The sequence below is a fragment of the Halomonas sp. SL1 genome (assembly GCF_003030865.2).
Lineage (GTDB): Bacteria > Pseudomonadota > Gammaproteobacteria > Pseudomonadales > Halomonadaceae > Halomonas > Halomonas halophila.
The window spans coordinates 144,162-162,385 of sequence record NZ_PYUQ02000013.1 but is presented as its reverse complement, the minus strand read 5'-3'; the positions used below and the strand labels follow the sequence as shown (position 1 = coordinate 162,385).

General features: G+C 67.8%; 13 protein-coding genes. 5 read left to right on the top strand and 8 right to left on the bottom strand.

Annotation, left to right across the window (positions count from 1 at the left end; genetic code table 11):
- Positions 1–281: 281 nt before the first annotated feature.
- From prpF to C9J49_RS08585, 5 genes are all read right to left on the bottom strand, one after another.
- Entirely contained in the window at positions 282–1,451 is a 1,170-nt protein-coding gene (prpF, locus tag C9J49_RS08605; RefSeq protein ID WP_107182462.1) for a 2-methylaconitate cis-trans isomerase PrpF, read from the bottom strand.
- Positions 1,448–4,084 (bottom strand): Fe/S-dependent 2-methylisocitrate dehydratase AcnD, encoded by a 2,637-nt coding sequence (acnD, locus tag C9J49_RS08600; protein WP_107182461.1) that lies wholly within the window; start codon positions 4,082–4,084, stop codon positions 1,448–1,450. The genes prpF and acnD overlap by 4 nt, the downstream gene beginning before the upstream one ends.
- Before the next feature lie 188 nt (positions 4,085–4,272).
- Positions 4,273–5,400, bottom strand: coding sequence for a 2-methylcitrate synthase (gene prpC / locus C9J49_RS08595; RefSeq protein WP_107182553.1), 1,128 nt, complete (start codon positions 5,398–5,400; stop codon positions 4,273–4,275).
- Between the two features lie 85 nt (positions 5,401–5,485).
- On the bottom strand, positions 5,486–6,388 hold the full coding sequence (gene prpB / locus C9J49_RS08590) for a methylisocitrate lyase (RefSeq protein WP_107182552.1): 903 nt from the start codon (positions 6,386–6,388) through the stop codon (positions 5,486–5,488).
- Positions 6,385–7,128, bottom strand: coding sequence for a GntR family transcriptional regulator (locus tag C9J49_RS08585; RefSeq protein ID WP_035598806.1), 744 nt, complete (start codon positions 7,126–7,128; stop codon positions 6,385–6,387). Before C9J49_RS08585 ends, prpB begins: the two co-directional genes overlap by 4 nt.
- Before the next feature lie 225 nt (positions 7,129–7,353).
- Between C9J49_RS08585 and pabB the strand changes: the two genes are divergently transcribed.
- Both pabB and C9J49_RS08575 read left to right on the top strand, forming a co-directional pair.
- Positions 7,354–8,709, top strand: coding sequence for an aminodeoxychorismate synthase component I (gene pabB, locus C9J49_RS08580; RefSeq protein WP_107182551.1), 1,356 nt, complete (start codon positions 7,354–7,356; stop codon positions 8,707–8,709).
- Positions 8,710–8,880: 171 nt separating this feature from the next.
- On the top strand, positions 8,881–9,501 hold the full coding sequence (locus C9J49_RS08575; RefSeq protein ID WP_035598813.1) for a phosphoadenosine phosphosulfate reductase family protein: 621 nt from the start codon (positions 8,881–8,883) through the stop codon (positions 9,499–9,501).
- 87 nt (positions 9,502–9,588) lie between these two features.
- Here C9J49_RS08575 and cysB read toward each other — a convergent pair whose 3' ends face one another.
- Positions 9,589–10,560, bottom strand: a complete 972-nt coding sequence (gene cysB, locus C9J49_RS08570; protein WP_035598816.1) for an HTH-type transcriptional regulator CysB — start codon at positions 10,558–10,560, stop codon at positions 9,589–9,591.
- A gap of 240 nt (positions 10,561–10,800) precedes the next feature.
- Here cysB and trxA point away from each other — a divergent pair, with 240 nt between their 5' ends.
- On the top strand, positions 10,801–11,124 hold the full coding sequence (gene trxA, locus C9J49_RS08565; RefSeq protein ID WP_035598819.1) for a thioredoxin: 324 nt from the start codon (positions 10,801–10,803) through the stop codon (positions 11,122–11,124).
- 68 nt (positions 11,125–11,192) lie between these two features.
- On the opposite strand, the gene C9J49_RS08560 is transcribed toward trxA, so the two are convergent.
- On the bottom strand, positions 11,193–12,305 hold the full coding sequence (locus C9J49_RS08560; RefSeq protein ID WP_046077969.1) for an AI-2E family transporter: 1,113 nt from the start codon (positions 12,303–12,305) through the stop codon (positions 11,193–11,195).
- Between the two features lie 171 nt (positions 12,306–12,476).
- Here C9J49_RS08560 and C9J49_RS08555 point away from each other — a divergent pair, with 171 nt between their 5' ends.
- Entirely contained in the window at positions 12,477–13,286 is an 810-nt protein-coding gene (locus tag C9J49_RS08555; RefSeq protein WP_111382302.1) for an SIMPL domain-containing protein, read from the top strand.
- 211 nt (positions 13,287–13,497) lie between these two features.
- Here the strand turns inward: C9J49_RS08555 and serS are convergent, their stop codons facing one another.
- Positions 13,498–14,775, bottom strand: a complete 1,278-nt coding sequence (serS, locus tag C9J49_RS08550; protein WP_046077971.1) for a serine--tRNA ligase — start codon at positions 14,773–14,775, stop codon at positions 13,498–13,500.
- A 169-nt stretch (positions 14,776–14,944) separates the two neighbouring features.
- Here serS and C9J49_RS08545 point away from each other — a divergent pair, with 169 nt between their 5' ends.
- Positions 14,945–18,211, top strand: coding sequence for an FAD-binding and (Fe-S)-binding domain-containing protein (locus C9J49_RS08545; RefSeq protein WP_046077972.1), 3,267 nt, complete (start codon positions 14,945–14,947; stop codon positions 18,209–18,211).
- Positions 18,212–18,224 lie beyond the last annotated feature (13 nt).

The window sequence follows — 18,224 nt, the reverse complement described above, 5'->3', positions numbered from 1 at the left end:
CCGATCGAGCCCTCAGCGGGCTACCGTAGCGAGTGGCGGGCATTTTACCGATTCCGCTGACCCTGTCAATCGAGCGATTTCGACATCCGTCGAAAAACCTCAAGAAAAACAAGCGCTTCTGCCACTCATCACCGCCTGCAACGTTGCCCGTCGCCGGCAGCGGATGCGTACTCTACGGATTCTCCCGGGTCGACGCAAGACTTATCTTAAAATATAGTCCAGCCCACCCTGCAGACCAAGACGATGCCCATGCCGTTTCGGCATCGCCTTGGCTCACCGCTCTAGAAGCTATCCTCTGGCACTCGAACGAATCCTTCCATCAGCACGCGCGCGCTGCGGCTCATGGTGGCCTTGAGCGCCGTCCAGCCACTGCCCGCCTGACGTGCCTCGGCGCCCACCCGCAGCGTGCCGGAGGGATGGCCGAAGCATACCGAGGTACGCTCGCCGCCGCCGGCGGCGAGATTCACCAGGGTGCCCGGCACCGCCGCCGCACTGGCGATGGCCACCGCGGCGGTCCCCATCATGGCGTGATGCAGCTTGCCCATGGACATCGCCCGCACCAGCAGGTCGATATCCTCCGCGGATACGGCCTTGCCGCTGGAGGCGACATAGTCGGCCGGCGGCGCCACGAAAGCCACCTTGGGCGTATGCTGACGCTGCGCCGCTTCCTCGGGTCGGGCGATCAGCCCCATGCGCAACGCGCCCTGGGTGCGGATCGCCTCGAGGCGCGCCAGCGCCTCGGCGTCATTGTTGATCGCCTCCTGCAGCTCGGTGCCGGTATAGCCGATGGCCGCCGCCTCGACGAAGACGGTAGGAATGCCGGCGTCGATCAGGGTCGCCTGCAACGTGCCGATACCCGGCACCTCGAACTCGTCGACCACGTTGCCGGTGGGAAACATGGCGCCCTCCCCGTCCGCGGGATCCATGAAGTCCACCGCCACCTCGGCGGCCGGGAAGGTGACGCCATCGAGTTCGAAGTCGCCGGTCTCCTGGACCTCGCCGCCCCGCATCGGCACGTGGCCAACGAGGGTCTTGCCGATGTTGGCCTGCCAGATGTGCACCTCGGCGATGCCGTCTCGCGGCAGGCGCTCGGGATCGACAAGGCCGCTGGCGATGGCGAAGGGCCCCACGGCCGACGAGAGATTGCCGCAGTTGCCACTCCAGTCGACGAAGGGCGCGTCGATGGACACCTGGCCGAACAGGTAGTCGACGTCGTGATCGGGACGCTCGCTCTTCGACAGGATCACCGTCTTGCTGGTGCTCGAGGTCGCCCCGCCCATGCCGTCGATCTGCTTGCCATAGGGATCGGGGCTGCCGATCACGCGCAGCAGCAGCGCATCGCGTGCCACTCCGGGCACTCGAGCGGCCTCGGGCAGGTCGTCCAGGCGGAAGAACACGCCCTTGCTGGTGCCGCCACGCATATAGGTGGCGGGAATGCGAATCTGGGTCATGCGTGGGTCGCCTCCTCGCTCTCTTCCCCTTCCAGGAAGTCCTCGGCGAAGCGCTGCAGCACGCCGCCGGCCTTGTAAATGGAGACTTCCTCGGCGGTATCCAGGCGGCAGATCACCGGCACGCGCTCGCTCTCTTCCGTACGCTCGCCAGCGGCACGATGAATCACCAGCGTCAGCGTCGCGCCCGGCGCGGGTTCGCCCTCCACGTCATAGGTCTCGGTGCCGTCGAGCGACAGCGTATGACGGGTGGTGCCGGGCTCGAACTGCAGCGGCATCACGCCCATGCCGATGAGATTGGTGCGGTGAATGCGCTCGAAGCCCTCGGCGACGATCGCCTCCACGCCGGCGAGCGCCACGCCCTTGGCCGCCCAGTCCCGCGACGAGCCCTGGCCATAGTCGGCGCCGGCGATGATGATCAGCGGCTGGCGACGTGCCATGTAGGCCTCGATGGCCTCCCACATGCGGGTGACCTTCCCTTCCGGCTCGATCCGCGCCAGCGAGCCCTGGATCACCTCGCCCGCTTCGTCGCGCACCATCTCGTTGAACAGCTTGGGATTCGCCAGCGTCGCACGTTGGGCGGTGAGATGGTCACCGCGGTGGGTGGCGTAGGAATTGAAGTCCTCTTCCGGCAGGCCCATCTTCGTCAGGTACTCGCCGGCGGCACTGTCGGCCATGATGGCGTTGGACGGCGACAGATGATCGGTGGTGATGTTGTCCGGCAGTATCGCCAGCGGCCGCATGCCCTTGAGCCCACGCTCGGCCGCCATGGTGCCTTCCCAGTAGGGCGGCCGGCGGATATAGGTACTCTGCGGGCGCCAGTCATAGAGCGGGCTCTCGGCGGCTTCCACCGCGTCGAGATCGAACATCGGGATATAGACCTCGCGGAACTGCTCCGGCTTGACGTACTCGCCGACGATGGCGTCGATCTCCTCGTCCGAGGGCCACAGGTCCTTGAGGGTGATCGGCTGGCCGTCGGGATCGAAGCCCAGCGCGTCCTGCTCGATATCGAAGCGCACCGTCCCGGCGATGGCGTAGGCCACCACCAGCGGCGGCGAGGCCAGGAAGGCCTGCTTGGCATAGGGATGAATGCGCCCGTCGAAGTTGCGGTTGCCAGACAGTACGGCAGTGGAATAGAGATCGCGGTCGATGATCTCCTGCTGGATCTTCGGGTCCAGGGCCCCGGACATGCCGTTACAGGTGGTGCAGGCGTAGGCGACGATGCCGAAGCCGAGCCTCTCCAGCTCGGGCAGCAGACCGGCCTCTTCCAGGTAGAGGCGCGCGACCTTGGACCCCGGCGCGAAGGACGACTTCACCCAGGGCTTGCGCACGAGGCCCAGCGCGTTGGCCTTCTTCGCCAGCAGGCCGGCGGCCACCACGTTGCGCGGATTCGACGTGTTGGTGCAGCTGGTGATGGCGGCGATGATCACCGCGCCATCGGGCATCTTGCCCTCCTTCTCCTCTTCCTGTGCCTTGTCATAGTCGACGGCAATGCCGCGGTCGTGCAGCGCGCTGGTCGGCAGACGACGGTGCGGATTGGACGGCCCGGCCAGGTTGCGCTCGACGCTGGAGAGGTCGAACTCCAGCACCCGCTCGTACTCGGCGCCGGCCAGGTCATCGGCCCACAGGCCGGCGGTCCTGGCGTACTCCTCGACCAGCGCCACCTGCTCCGGCTCGCGGCCGGTCAGCCTGAGATAGTCGAGGGTCTGATCGTCGATGTAGAACATCGCCGCCGAGGCCCCGTATTCCGGCGTCATGTTGGAGATGGTGGCACGGTCGCCGATGGTCAGGCTCGCCGCGCCCTCACCGAAGAACTCCAGATAGGCCCCCACCACCCGCTCGTTGCGCAGGAACTCGGTGATCGCCAGCACGATGTCGGTGGCGGTGATGCCGGGCTTGCGCTGGCCGGTCAGCCGCACGCCGACGATATCGGGCAGGCGCATCATCGAGGGGCGACCCAACATGACGGTCTCGGCCTCGAGGCCGCCGACGCCGATGGCGATCACCCCCAGGCAGTCGATATGCGGGGTGTGACTGTCGGTGCCGACGCAGGTATCCGGAAAGGCCACGCCGTCGCGTGCCTGTACCACCGGCGACATCTTCTCCAGGTTGATCTGGTGCATGATGCCGTTGCCGGCGGGGATAACGTCGACGTTCTCGAAGGCGGTGCGCGTCCAGTCGATGAAGTCGAAGCGATCCTCGTTGCGGCGATCCTCCACCGCCCGGTTCTGCTCGAAGGCATCCTTCTCGAAGCCGGCATGCTCCACGGCCAGGGAGTGGTCGACGATCAGCTGGGTCGGCACCACCGGATTGACCTTGGCCGGGTCGCCGCCGCGCTCGGCGATGGCGTCACGCAGCCCGGCCAGGTCGACCAGCGCCGTCTGGCCGAGGATGTCGTGACAGACCACCCGGGCCGGATACCAGGGAAAGTCCAGATCGCGCTTGCCGTCGATGATCTGCTCGAGGGCGGCGTCGCGCAGGCCCGGCTCGCAGCGGCGCACCAGCTGCTCGGCCAGCACCCGGGCGGTGTAGGTCAGGGTGTCATAGGCGCCGGGGCGAATCGCCTCGACCGCCTCGCGGGTATCGAAGTAGTCCAGCCCGGTGCCGGGCAGGGGCTTGCGGTAATCGGTATTCATGGCGTGGCCACCCTCGGATCGGGTCGTGGACAGGAAAAGACGCGCCGGAAGCAGCAGTGAAGCCGGGGACAAGGCGAAGCGAGGGTCCTACGCCATGGATGGCGTCGGTAGCGCCCAGGGATGGGTTCACAGCGCCCTCGCGCAGACTTGTCCCCGGCGAAGCTCATGCCGGGCATCGAACTGGAGCGTCAGTCTCGCTCCTCGATCGGCACCCACTCGCTGTCTTCCGGCCCGGTGTAGTCGGCGCTCGGGCGGATGATGCGGTTGTTCTCGCGCTGCTCGAAGACGTGGGCACACCAGCCGGTCACCCGCGAGCAGACGAAGATCGGGGTGAACAGCTTGGTGGGGATGTCCATGAAGTGATAGGCGCTGGCGTGGAAGAAGTCGGCGTTGCAGAACAGCTTCTTCTCGCGCCACATCACCGCCTCGACGCGCTCGGAGACCGGATAGAGCACGCTGTCGCCCACGTCCTCGGCCAGCTGCTTCGACCATTTCTTGATGATGGCGTTGCGCGGGTCGGACTCGCGGTAGATGGCATGCCCGAAACCCATGATCTTGTCCTTCCGCTCCAGCATGCCGAGGATCTCGCGCTCGGCCTCCTCCGGCGACTGCCAGTGCTCGATCATTGCCATGGCGGCCTCGTTGGCGCCGCCGTGCAGCGGGCCACGCAGCGAACCGATGGCCCCGGTCACGCAGGAATGCATGTCAGAGAGCGTCGAGGCGCAGACCCGCGCGGTGAAGGTCGAGGCATTGAACTCGTGCTCGGCATAGAGGATCAGCGAGACGTTCATCACCCGGGCGTGCAGCTCGGAGGCCGGCTCGCCGCGCAGCAGGTGCAGGAAGTGCCCGCCCACGGACGCGTCGTCGGTCTCGGTCTCGATACGCACGCCGTCGTGGCTGAAGCGATACCAGTAGCAGATGATCGAGGGCAGGGCCGCCAGCAGGCGGTCGGCGACGTCCTGCTGCTGGTCGAAGCTCTCCTCGGTCTCGAGGTTGCCGAGCATGGAGGCGCCGGTGCGCATCACGTCCATGGGGTGGGCGTCGGCCGGAATCTGCTCGAGCACGGTCTTCAGCGCCGGCGGCAGGCCGCGCAGGCCCTTGAGCTTGGCGATGTAGCCGTCAAGCTCGGCCCGGTTCGGCAACTTGCCCTTGAGCAGCAGGTAGGCCACTTCCTCGAAGCGTGCCTTGTCGGCGAGCTCGCTGATGTCGAAGCCACGATAGGTCAGGCCGGCACCGCTCTTGCCGACGGTGCACAGGGCGGTGGAGCCGGCGCTCTGGCCGCGCAGGCCGGCGCCGCCGATCGGTTTGTCTGCCATGGTGTCTCTCCTCTTGCTGCGTAAGCTTGGCGTGGTCTTGTTGTTCGAAGTCGGCTCAAGAGACGCGGACGCGCCCTCGCCCCTGCTATGCCGAGTCGTTCTCTGCAGACGCGTTCTCTGCAAACAGGGCATCGAGCTTGCGCTCGAAGTCGTGGTAATTGAGGAAATCGTAGAGCTCCTCGCGGGTCTGCATCTGGTCCACCACGTCGCGCTGATGGCCCTGTTCGTGAATGCTCTGATAGACCCTGAGCGCCGCGGCGTTCATGGCGCGGAAGGCCGACAGCGGATAGAGCACCATGCGACAGCCGACCTCGGCGAGCTCCTGCTGGTTGAACAGCGGGGTGGCGCCGAATTCGGTGATGTTGGCCAGTATCGGCGCGTCGAGGCGCTCGCAGAAGGCGCGGTAATCGTCCAGCGTGTGCACGGCCTCGGCGAAGATGGCGTCGGCGCCGGCCTCCAGACAGGCGTTGGCACGCTCGATGGCGGCCTCCAGCCCTTCCTTCTGGAAGGCGTCAGTGCGGGCGATCAGGTAGAAGTCCGGATCGAGGCGCGCGTCGGCGGCGGCCTTGATACGGTCGACCATCTCCTGCTGGGAGACGATGGCCTTGTTGGGCCGGTGCCCGCAACGCTTCTGGGCCACCTGATCCTCCAGATGCACGGCGGCGACGCCGGCACGCTGCATCTCCTTGATCGTACGGGCGATGTTGAAGGCCCCGCCCCAGCCGGTATCGATGTCCACCAGCAGCGGCCGATCGGTGGCGCCGCAGATGCGGTGGGCGTCCTCGACCACGTCGTTCATGGTGGTCATGCCGAGATCCGGCAGGCCGAAGGAGGCGTTGGCCACGCCGCCGCCGGACAGGTAGATCGCCGGATGGCCGACGCGTTCGGCCATCATCGCGGTGTAGGCATTGACGGTGCCGACGATCGGCAGCGGCCGACTGGCCTCGAGGGCGGCGCGGAAACGGGCGCCGGGCGTCGCTTGTGTCATGGGTTTCTCCGGTCGGTGGCGGCGGCCTGGGAAGCGGCCGACTGTTCCTGTTCGAGGACGGCGGCGTAGCGCTCGACGACGTTCTCCCGCGAGGCGCTGACGTGGCGCCGCATCAACAGCTCGGCGAGCTCGGCGTCGCCGGCCTCGATGGCATCGACGATGCGGTGGTGCTCGACGAAGGCCCGCTGTGGACGCGAGCCGCTGGCGCTGAACTGGGTGCGATACAGCCGCACCAGGTAGTAGAGGTCATCGCACAGCATGCCCATCAGCATCCTGTTGTGGCTGCCCTGAACGATGCGGTAGTGGAAGTCCAGATCGCCCTCGCGCTGGTAGTAGGCCTCGCCGCGGCTCAGGTCGCTCTGGCGCTCGTGAAGCGCCAGCACCTCGCGCAGCCCGGCGATCTCCTCGGGCGTCATGTGTTCGGCGGCGATCCGCGCCGCCATGCTCTCCAGCGCCTCGCGCACGTCGAACAGCTCAAGCAGTTCCTGGATGGAGAGCTTCACCACCCGAGCCCCTACATGCGGGACGCGTTCGATCAGGCGGTGCGCCTCGAGGCGACGCATCGCCTCGCGCAGCGGCCCGCGGGAGATGCCATAGGCCCGCGACAGTCCCGGCTCGGTAATCTTGCTACCGGGCGGCAGCTCGCCACGCACGATGGCATCCTGCAACTGCTGGAAGACCCGCTCCGCCAGGGTGCGGACCTCGGGAACGTTGGCCGGTGATGTCTGGGCGTTGGTCATGGTAATTGTCGACAATCAAGGGATGTAAGCACTCTAGCCAGTGCCGTCTCAGGGGTCAATACGCCTCATGATCGCACTTATCCCCCTTTGGTTGTAAACAACCTGACGGAACGGCCCGTCGAGCGGCGGCCTCCACGGCGCCCCGTCGACGCTCGGCCGCGCGGTGACGGGACAAAGCCCTTCTTGGCGCCTAGAATGTGCCGCCTGACGAGGGAAACCGCATCGATGACATCACCACTCGAGATCACCCCCTACCCCTATCGGGACTCGCCCCTGGACGCCTTCGCCGCCCTGCGCCACCGGCCCCACGCCGTGCTGCTCGACAGTGGCCGTCCGGCCGCACCGGGCGGCCGCTACGACATCCTCTCCTGCGACCCGCTTAGCGTACTGGAGGTCGACGCCGAGGGCCGCAGCCACGTCGATGATGCGCCCGCGGACCTGTCGCCCTTCGAGGCCCAGCGCGCGCTGCTCGAGCGGCTGCCCCGGGACGTGCCCGACAGCGAGCTGCCCTTCCTCGGCGGACTGATCGGTTATTGGAGCTACGACCTCGGCCGCTGCCTGGAGCCGATTCCCGGCCGCGCCCAGCCCGCGGCCGAGCTGCCGGCGGCTCGGGTCGGCCTCTACGACTGGGCGCTGATCCAGGATCACGAGCGCTGCGAGGCCTGGCTGGTCGCCACGCCGGAACGCCGCGCCCAGGCGCTGGGCTGGCTCGACGCGACGGCCGATCGCCAGGATGACGACGCGTTCCGCCTGACCGGCGACTTCACGGCGGCGATGAACCGGGACGACTATCTGGCACGCTTCGATGCCGTGCAGCGCTACATCCGCGCCGGCGACTGCTACCAGATCAACCTCGCCCAACGACTCAGCGCGCCCTACGAAGGCGACCTGTGGACGGCCTATCGCCGCCTGCGTCGGGCCACGCCCACGCCCTTCTCCGGCTTCCTCGAATGGGGAGAGCAGGCGATCCTGTCGATGTCGCCTGAGCGCTTCCTGCACTGCGCCGAGGGCCGAGTGGAAACGCGCCCGATCAAGGGCACCCGGCCGCGCGGCGCCACGCCGGAAGAGGACCGCCGTCTGGCGGAGGAACTCACGACGAGCGTCAAGGATCGCGCCGAGAACGTGATGATCGTCGACCTGCTGCGCAACGACCTGGGACGGGTATGCCGCCCCGGCACGGTGCGAGTGCCCCAGCTGTGCGGGCTGGAAAGCTATGCCAACGTCCATCACCTGGTCAGCGTGGTGATCGGCGAGCTGGCCGAGCAGCACTCGCCCCTGGCGCTGCTGGCCGCCGCCTTCCCCGGCGGCTCGATCACCGGCGCCCCCAAGGTACGCGCCATGCAGATCATCGACGAGCTGGAGCCCTCGGCGCGCAGCGCCTACTGCGGCAGCCTCGGCTACGTCGACGTGCGCGGCCACATGGACACTTCCATCGCCATCCGCACCGCCGTGGCCGACCGCGGCCGGCTGCACCTGTGGGGCGGCGGCGGCCTGGTGGCGGACTCCGAGGGCGAAGCGGAATACACCGAGACCCTGGACAAGATCCGCCACCTGATGGCGGCGCTGAGCGATCCGGCCTGACCGCGCCCGGACACTCCGCGGCCACGCCGGTCGAACAGTCCGTCATGGAATAAGAAAAAAACGCTTTTAATTCTTAGCGGAATAAATATCCAAGCAATCGGTATTGGGGCCGCTCATGGCGGCTCTGCTAGGGTAGCGTCATCGAGAACACCATCATTCTTGGAGGCGCTCATGGAGCCGCAACTCGACGCCATCAACCGCGACCTGGGCCAGGACCCCGAAGCCCTGGTCCGCTGGGCCCTGGAACAGGGCGCCCGACCGATCGTCACCACCAACTTCCGTCCCTTCGAGGCGGTGATCCTGCACATGGTCAGCCAGGTGCGGCCGGACATTCCGGTGGTGTGGATGGACCACGGCTACAACACCGAGGCCACCTACCGCTTCGCCGACGCCGTGGTGAAACAGCTCGGCCTCAACCTGGTCAGCTACATCCCGCGTCGCACCCGGGCGCACCGCGAGGCCGTCGAGGGCCCCATGCCGGGCATCGACGACCCGCGCCACGCGGCCTTCACCGAGGAGGTCAAGCTCGAGCCCTTCAATCGCGCCCTGAGCGAGATGGCCCCGGACGTCTGGTTCACCGCGCTGCGCGCCGAGGACACCCCGGAACGCGCCAAGATGGATCCGGTCAGCCGCAACGCCGACGGCCTGCTGAAGGTCGCCCCGCTGCTGCACTGGAGCGCCCGCGACATGTACCAGTACCTGGAAGCCCACGGCCTGCCCAACGAGTTCGACTACTTCGACCCCACCAAGGTGGAAGAGAAGCGCGAGTGCGGCCTGCACCTGCAGCATTGAGCCGACGCTGAAACGCAAGACGCCGGCGCCCGTCCTCTGGACGGGCGCCGGCGTTCTCTTTCCGTGTACGGGCCGGGCCGCCCCGGGTCAGCGCACCGGCAGCACGATGTCGTCGAACAGCGCCTGCTCGTGGCGCGGCCCGGCGGCCAGGGCCGCATCGACCAGTGCCCGGTCCAGGTGATCGGCGAAGCCCTGCAGGAAGTCGTACATGAAGCTGCGCATGAAGGTGCCGCGGCGGATGGCGATCTTGGTGGTGGAGCTCTCGAACAGATGGCTGGCATCCAGCGCCACCAGGTCGTCGTCGAGTTCCGGATCCACCGCCATGTGGGCGACGATGCCCACGCCCATGCCGAGGCGCACGTAGGTCTTGATGACGTCGGCATCGGCGGCCGTCAGCACCACGTTGGGCGTGAGCCCTTCGGCGCGGAAGGCATCATCGAGCTGCGAGCGCCCGGTGAAGCCGAACACGTAGGTCACCAACGGGTGCTCGGCCAGCGCCTCCAGGGTCAACGACTCCAGCGAGGCCAGCGGATGCCCCTTGGGCACCAGCAGGCAACGGTTCCAGCGATAGCAAGGCAGCAGCACCAGGTCGTTGAACAGCTCCAGGGATTCGGTGCAGATGGCGAAGTCGGCCTGTCCCTCGCTGACCATCTGGGCGATCTGCTTGGGCGTGCCCTGCTGCATGTGCAGGGCGACGTCGGGATACCGGCGGGTGAACTCGCGAATCACCGGCGGCAGCGCGTAGCGCGCCTGGGTATGAGTGGTGGCGATGGACAGGCTGCCACGCCGCTCGTCGCTATGCTCCTGGGCGACGTGCTTGATATTCTCGGTGAGGCGCAGCACCTGGCCGGCCAGGTCGATGATCGCCTGCCCCGCCGGCGTGACCCGGGTCAGGTGCTTGCCGCTACGGGCGAAGATCTCCACGCCCAGCTCGTCCTCCAGCAGGCGAATCTGCTTGGAGATGCCCGGCTGCGAGGTATAGAGGCTCTGGGCGGTGGCTGAGACGTTGAGGTTGTGACGCGAGACTTCCCAGATGTATTTCAGCTGCTGGAGCTTCATGCGCGCGTCTCCCCCTGGCTCATCCGGCCTTTAAAAGACCAATGCGAAATAAGAATATCATCCATAATTACTTTATAGCATAGCAAGCCGGGCGACACACGCCCGTCGACGTGGCGAGGTTCCGATACGCGAGATTTGCCAGCATCCTAACCGACCGCTAACATCGAGCCACCTAGCATGCCTGAGAGCATGCCCAGACCATCCGCGCACGATGCGCTACGTAGTAATTGGAGAATCCCCATGGCCAACAACGTCGATGTCACCAATGCCAACTTCGAGCAGGAAGTCCTCAACGCCGAGACCCCGGTGCTGCTGAAGTTCTGGGCGCCCTGGTGCGGCCCCTGCAAGGTCATGGCACCGGTGGTCGACGAGGTCGCCGAAGAACGCGACGGCAGCCTCAAGATCGTCAGCATCAACGTGGATGACGCCCCGGAGATCGCCGCCGAACAGGGCGTGCGCGGCGTGCCCACCGTGATGCTGTTCAAGTCCGGCGCCAAGGTCGCCTCCCTGGTCGGCGCCCAGTCCAAGTCACAGCTGACCCAGTTCATCGATCAGAACGCCTGATCGATCGACGCAAGGCTGCGGTCTCCACGACGTCCCGGCTCCGGCCGGGGCGTCGTCGTTTCGGAGAGTCAGTCGGCGCTCGTCTTCCCCTTCACCTTGTCGCGCTCGGAGGGCGGGCGATTGGCCGTCTCGAGGGGCGCGCTGCCCGAGCCCAGCAGATGGGCGATCCAGCGTGTCTGGGGATGGCTGTCCAGCGCGATCTTCAGGGTCATGGTCAACACCACCGACAGCAACATGCCCACCGCCCCGAAGATCCAGCCCCACACCACCAGCGACAGGAAGGCGACGAAGGTCGAGAGCCCCAGCGCCCGCCCCATGACCCGCGGCTCGACCAGGTTGCCGAGCACGAAGTTCACGCCCAGGTAAGCACCGCTCAGCATCACCGCCTTGAACATACCGCCGTCCGGCGACACCAACAGCAGCAGCACCGGCGGCACCGCGGCGATGGCCGAGCCGATGTTGGGGATATAGTTGAGGGCGAAGGCCAGCACCGCCCACAGCAGCGGGAACTCGACCCCGATCAGCTTGCAGGCCAGCCAGATCAGCGCCCCGGTGGCCAGGCTGATGACCGTCTTCACCGCCAGGTAGCGCTTCAGCGTCATGCTGAATTCCTGGAACCGGCGCAGACTCGGCGCCGGGTTGACCAGCGCCCGAGACACCTTGTCGCGGAAGTTCAGCGTCTCGAACAGCAGGAACATCACCAGCAGCGCCACCACCACGCTCTGCATCATCAGATTGCCGACCTGACCGAGCAGCGCCGGAATCCAGTCGCCGAGCTGCTGGGCATCCACCAGCTCGGCCAGCCGGTCGGTGTCGATGGCCAACCCCAGGCTGGCGAGGCCGTCGAGCAGGCTCAGGTAGTACTGATTGAGCTTCTCCTCTATGCCCGGCAGGGCATCGACGAAGGTGCCGACGCTGTTGACCAGCAGCAGGCCCAGCAGCGACAGCAGTCCACCGATCACCACCAGCGTCAGCCACACCGAGAGCCGCAGCCCGAGCCCCAGGCGATTCAGCCAGTGAACCGGTCCGGTGCACACCACCGCGATGAACACCGACAGCAGCAAGGGCACCAGCAGGCTGGAGCCGACCCGCATCCCGGCGACGATCACCACCAGGGCGGCCAGCGCCAGCGTCAGGTTAAGGGGTATGCTGCTCGGGGTATCGTTCTCGGGTGCCGCCATGCCGCCCACTCCGCCATAGAAAAGACCGCCATCATGACGCCTGGCGCCTCGGCGCACAACGCGGCGGAAAGCCGTCAACGTGCAAGCTCTAAGGAAACCGCCGACACCAAGGAACCCGGGCAATGCTGACGGCTCAAAGCGAACGAACCCATCGCCGATAAGGAAAGTCTCATGCGCCACGTTCGTCGCACCGTCCGCGGTCTCCCCCCTGCCCGCCTCTCGGGCGGCCTGCTCGCCCTGGCCCTCGCCACCCTGCCGATGACCGCCGCCGCCAATGGCCAGCCCGCGCCGCGTCGCCTCGACGTCCAGGCCCGCGCCGAAGTCGAGGCGGTGCCGGACCAGGCCACGCTCAGCTCCCGGCTGTGGGAGCGCACCCCGGCCATCGCCCAGCGCGACGCCAGCGGCGGCGATGCCCTGGCGCTGAGCCAGGCTCGCAGCCGGCTCGAGGAGCGCGCCGCCACGCTGATCCAGGCGCTCGAGGCGGCCGGCGTCGATCGCGATGCCATCAGCGCCGGCTCGCTACGCGTGCAGCCCGAGATGATTCGCGAATCCAGCGGCCCCGACGGCGAGACCGAGACGCTCTCGCGCACCCGCCTCGAACGCCCCATGGAAGTCGAGATCCACGAACTCGACCGGCTGCCGACGATTCTCGACGCCCTCACCGAGGCCGGCGTCGACGCCCTCGACGGCGTCACCTACGACCTCGCCGATCGCGACGCGGCCACCGACGAGGCCCTGAACCAGGCCCTTCAGCGTGCGAAGCACAAGGCCGAGCTGATGGCCGGCACCCTCGACGTCGAGCTGGGCGACGTGCTGTCGGTCAGCGAGAACCAGGCGCCGGTGTTCCAGCCGCGGATGATGGCGATGAGCGCCGATGCGCGGGAAAGCGGCGGCGCCACCGAGTATCGCCCCGGCACTCTCTCCATCGACGCCGCGGTCAGCGTCAGCTGGGAGATCGAGGGGCCACAGGGTGAGGAGTAAGGGGTAAAGCTGCAAGCTGCAAGCTGCAAGCTGCAAGCTGCAAGCTGCAAGCCAGCAGCGTGAATCGTCCGCCGCAAAAGAAAACCCCGAAGGTGGAAGCCTTCGGGGTTTTCTTGTAGCTCGGCGCTTGTAGCTCGGCGCTTGTAGCTCGGCGCTTGTAGCTCGGCGCTTGTAGCTCGGCGCTTGTAGCTCGGCGCCTGCCGCTCGAGGCTTAGACGTTGATCGTCTCGACGCCGCCCATGTAGGGCCGCAGCGCCTCGGGCACCGTGATCGAGCCGTCGGCGTTCTGATGGTTCTCCATTACCGCGATCAGGCAGCGGCCCACGGCCAGGCCGGAGCCGTTGAGGGTGTGCAGCAGCCGCGGCTTCTTCTCGTCGGGATGACGGAAGCGGGCCTGCATGCGACGGGCCTGGAAGTCCTCGCAGTTGGAGACCGAGGAAATCTCGCGGTAGGTGTCCTGGCTCGGCAGCCAGACTTCCAGGTCGTAGGTCTTGGCGGCGCCGAAGCCCATGTCGCCGGTGCACAGGGTCACCACGCGGTACGGCAGCTCCAGCGCCTGCAGCAGCGCCTCGGCGTGGCCGCGCATCTCCTCCAGGGTGTCGTAGCTGGTCTCGGGCTCGACCAGCTGCACCATCTCGACCTTGTCGAACTGGTGCTGGCGGATCATGCCACGGGTATCGCGGCCGTGGGAGCCGGCCTCGCTGCGAAAGCACGGCGTGTGCGCGGTCAGGCGCATCGGCAGCCGCTTGTGCTCGAGGATCTCGTCGCGGGCGAAGTTGGTCAGCGGCACCTCGGCGGTGGGGATCAGGCGATAGCCGCGCTCGTCCTCCAGGCGGAACAGGTCCTCGCCGAACTTGGGCAGCTGGCCGGTCCCGTACAGCGAGTCGTCGTTGACCATGTAGGGGACGTAGCACTCCTCGTAGCCGTGCTCGAGGGTCTGCTTGTCGAGCATGAACTGCGTGAGCGCACGGTGCAGGCGGGCGATGGTGCCGCGCATCACCGCGAAGCGGGCGCCGGTCAGCTTGGAGGCCAGATCGAAGTCGAGCTGGCCGGTCCGGGCGCCCAGGTCCACGTGGTCGCGGACCTCGAAATCGAAGCTGCGCGGCGTGCCCCAGCGGTGCAGCTCGACGTTGTCGTCCTCGCTCGCGCCCTGGGGCACGCTCTCGTGGGGCAGGTTCGGCAGGCCGCTGATCTGCTCGTCCCACACGGCCTGCAGCTCGGCCAGGCGCGCCTTGGCGGCGTCCAGGCGCTCGCCCAGGTCGCTGACCTCGTCGAGCAGCGGCTGAATGTCCTCGCCGGCGGCCTTGGCCTTGCCGATCGCCTTGGACCGGGTGTTGCGCTCGTTCTGCAGGCGCTCGGTCTCGGCCTGGAGCTCCCGGCGCCGGGATTCGAGGTCGGCGAGACGAGCGGTGTCGAGGGCAAAGCCCCGGGTGGCCAGTCGTTGGGCGACCATCTCGAGGTCGCCGCGCAGCAGTTTGGGATCGAGCATGGAATCCGGTCCGTCGCAGTCGGTGAAATCAACAAACGCAAGGCGGCCATTGTAGGCAAAAGCCCGCCCCGGCGCCACGCGCCAGGATGCGTGTTGCGGCCCGTCGCGGTACAGTAGGGTTTCCTTCTCCCCCTGCCCCGCGCGGCAGCGACAGCGACCGAAAAACGCCATGATCGCCAGACTGGACACCGGGCGCCTCAGCGCCTCCGACCGTTCCAACGCCCCCTACCTGCACTTTCTCGAGGCCCTCGCGGACGCCGGCTTCGAGGGCGAGATCGCCCCCGACTACGCCAACCGCACGGTGCTGGCCACCGACAATTCGATCTACCAGCGCCTGCCCCAGGCGGTCATCTATCCGAAGAATGCCACCGACCTGGAGCGCCTGGCCCGGCTGGCCGCCCGCGACGAGTTTCGCCGGGTGGCACTCGCCCCGCGCGGCGGCGGCACCGGCACCAACGGCCAGTCGCTGACCGACGGCCTGGTGGTCGACGTCTCGAAGCACATGACCGCCATCCTCGACATCGACGTCGAGGCCCGCCGGGTGCGCGTCCAGGCCGGCGTGGTCAAGGACCAGCTCAACGCCGCGCTCAAGCCCCACGGGCTGTTCTTTGCCCCGGAGCTCTCCACCTCCAACCGCGCCACCCTCGGTGGCATGATCGCCACCGATGCCAGCGGCCAGGGCAGCTGCGAGTACGGCAAGACCCGCAACCACGTGCTCGAACTCGACAGCGTGCTGCTCGGCGGCGAGCGCCTGGTCACCCGCCCGGTGGACGACGACGAACTCGAGGCGCTGTGCCAGCGCGACGACGCCGTGGGCCGGGTGCACCGCATGGCCCGCGAGATCATCGACACCGAGCGCGAACGCATCCGCGAGACCTTCCCGCCGCTCAACCGCTGCCTGACCGGCTACGACCTGGCGCACCTGCGCACCGAGGACGGCAAGTTCGATCTCAACAGCGTGCTGTGCGGCGCCGAGGGCTCGCTGGCCTTCACCAGCGAGGCGGTGCTCAACGTGCTGCCGATCCCGAAGCATTCGACCCTGGTCAACGTGCGCTACGCCGGCTTCATGGACGCCCTGCGCGACGCTCGGGCCCTGATGTCCAGCAGTCGCTCTTCACCAGAGCAGCCGCAGGCGCGCCCCACCTCCATCGAGACGGTGGACGACAAGGTGCTGGGCCTGGCCCAGCAGGACTTCGTGTGGGACAGCGTCGGCGAGTTCTTTCCTGACACCGGCGACACGCCGACCCACGGCATCAACCTGGTCGAGTTCAACGACGACGATCCCGAGCGTCTGGCCGCGCGGGTCGCGTCTTTCTGCGCGCACCTCGCCGAGGACGACAGCGTCATCCGGCTGGGCTACACCCAGGCCGTGGGCCGCGAAGCGATCACCCGGGTCTACGGCATGCGCAAGCGCGCCGTGGGCCTGCTCGGCAACGTCCAGGGCGAGAAGCGCCCGCTGCCCTTCGTCGAGGACACCGCGGTGCCGCCTGAGCATCTGGCCGACTACATCGCCGAGTTCCGCGCCCTGCTCGACGCCCACGGCCTGGCCTACGGCATGTTCGGCCACGTCGACGCCGGCGTGCTGCACGTGCGCCCGGCGCTGGACATGAAGGACCCGGCCCAGGAAGCGATGATCCGCGAGATCTCCGACGAGGTCGCCGCGCTGACCCAGAAGTACGGCGGCCTGCTGTGGGGCGAGCACGGCAAGGGTGTGCGCTCGGAATACGCGCCGGCCTTCTTTGGCCCGCTCTACCCGAGCCTGCAGCGGCTCAAGGGCGCCTTCGACCCGCATAACCAGCTCAACCCGGGCAAGATCGCGACGCCGCTCGCTCTTTCCAAGCCGCCCGAAGATGCGGCGCTCGCTAACCCGCCCGAAGACGCGGCGCCATCTATCCCGCCCGAAGACGCGGGTAGGGCCCAGGCTTCCGCTTCCGAGCCGACAACGCCGAGCGACGACGAGCAGGCCGTGAAGTGGGTCGACCCGGACCTGCTGGCCATCGACGGCGTGCCGACCCGCGGCCAGCATGACCGCCGCATCGACGAACGGGTCTGGCAGGCCCACGGCGACGCCGTCTACTGCAACGGCAACGGCGCCTGCTACAACTACGATCCCGACGACGCCATGTGCCCGTCGTGGAAGGCCACCCGCCAGCGCATCCACTCGCCCAAGGGCCGCGCCAGCCTGATGCGCGAATGGCTGCGCCTGCAGGGCGAGGCCGGCGTCGACGTGCTCGAGGCCTCGCGCGACGCCCGACGCGGCGGCGCCTTGGGCGCGCTCAAGGCCTTCCCCGGCAAGCTGAAGAACACCCTGGCCAAACGCCGCGGCGAGGACGACTTCTCCCACGAGGTCTACGACGCCATGGCGGGCTGCCTGGCCTGCAAGTCCTGCGCCGGCCAGTGCCCGGTGAAGGTCAGCGTGCCGACCTTCCGCTCACAGTTCCTCGAGGTCTATCACGGCCGCTATCTGCGTCCGCCCCGCGACTACCTGATCGGCGGGCTGGAGTTCATGATGCCGGCGCTGTCCCGCATCGCGCCGCTCTACAACGCCGCCCTGGACAGCCGCTGGGTCAGCCGCCTGCTGGCCGGTCCCGTGGGCATGGTCGACAGCCCCAAGCTGTCCCGGGCGCGCCTGGACAAGCAGCTCACGGCCTGGGGCGTGGCGCCGGCCACGCCGACCACCCTCGGCCGGCTCACCGAGACGCAGAAGGCCAACAGCGTGGTGCTGGTGCAGGACGCCTTCACCAGTCACTTCGAGTCCCGGCTTGTGATGGACGTGGTCGAGCTGCTCGAGCGCCTCGACGTGCGGGTGTTCGTCGCGCCCTTCTCACCCAACGGCAAGCCGCTGCACGTGCAGGGCTTCCTCGGCGCCTTCGAGCGCACCGCCGAGAAGCAGGCCGAGCGCCTGCGGACGCTGGCCGAGTTCGGGGTGCCGCTGGTCGGCATCGACCCGGCGATGACCCTGACCTACCGCCAGGAGTACGTGAAGGCGCTGGGCGCCGACGCCGTGCCCGAGGTACAGCTGCTGCCCGAATGGCTGAGTGAGCGGCTGGCCGAGCGAGCGCCCGAGCTGGCACCGCAGGGCGCCAGCCTCGACGATCCCGGCTACCGGCTGCTCGCCCATTGCACCGAGAAGACCAACGCCCCGGGCACGCCCAAGGCCTGGCAGCGGCTGTTCGCCGCCTTCGGCCTCGAGCTCGAGGTGGTCGCCACCGGCTGCTGCGGCATGTCCGGCACCTACGGTCACGAGGCACGCAACCTCGAGACCTCGAAGACCATCTACGCCCAGTCCTGGCAGCCGAAGGTCGAGGACCCGGCCAACGCCGGCCGGCTGCTGGCCAGCGGCTACTCCTGCCGCAGCCAGGCCAAGCGCCTCTCGGATGCCGCCCTGCCCCATCCGCTGCAGGGGCTTCTGAGCGCCATCAGGCGGGCCACCTGAAGGCGGCCTTCAC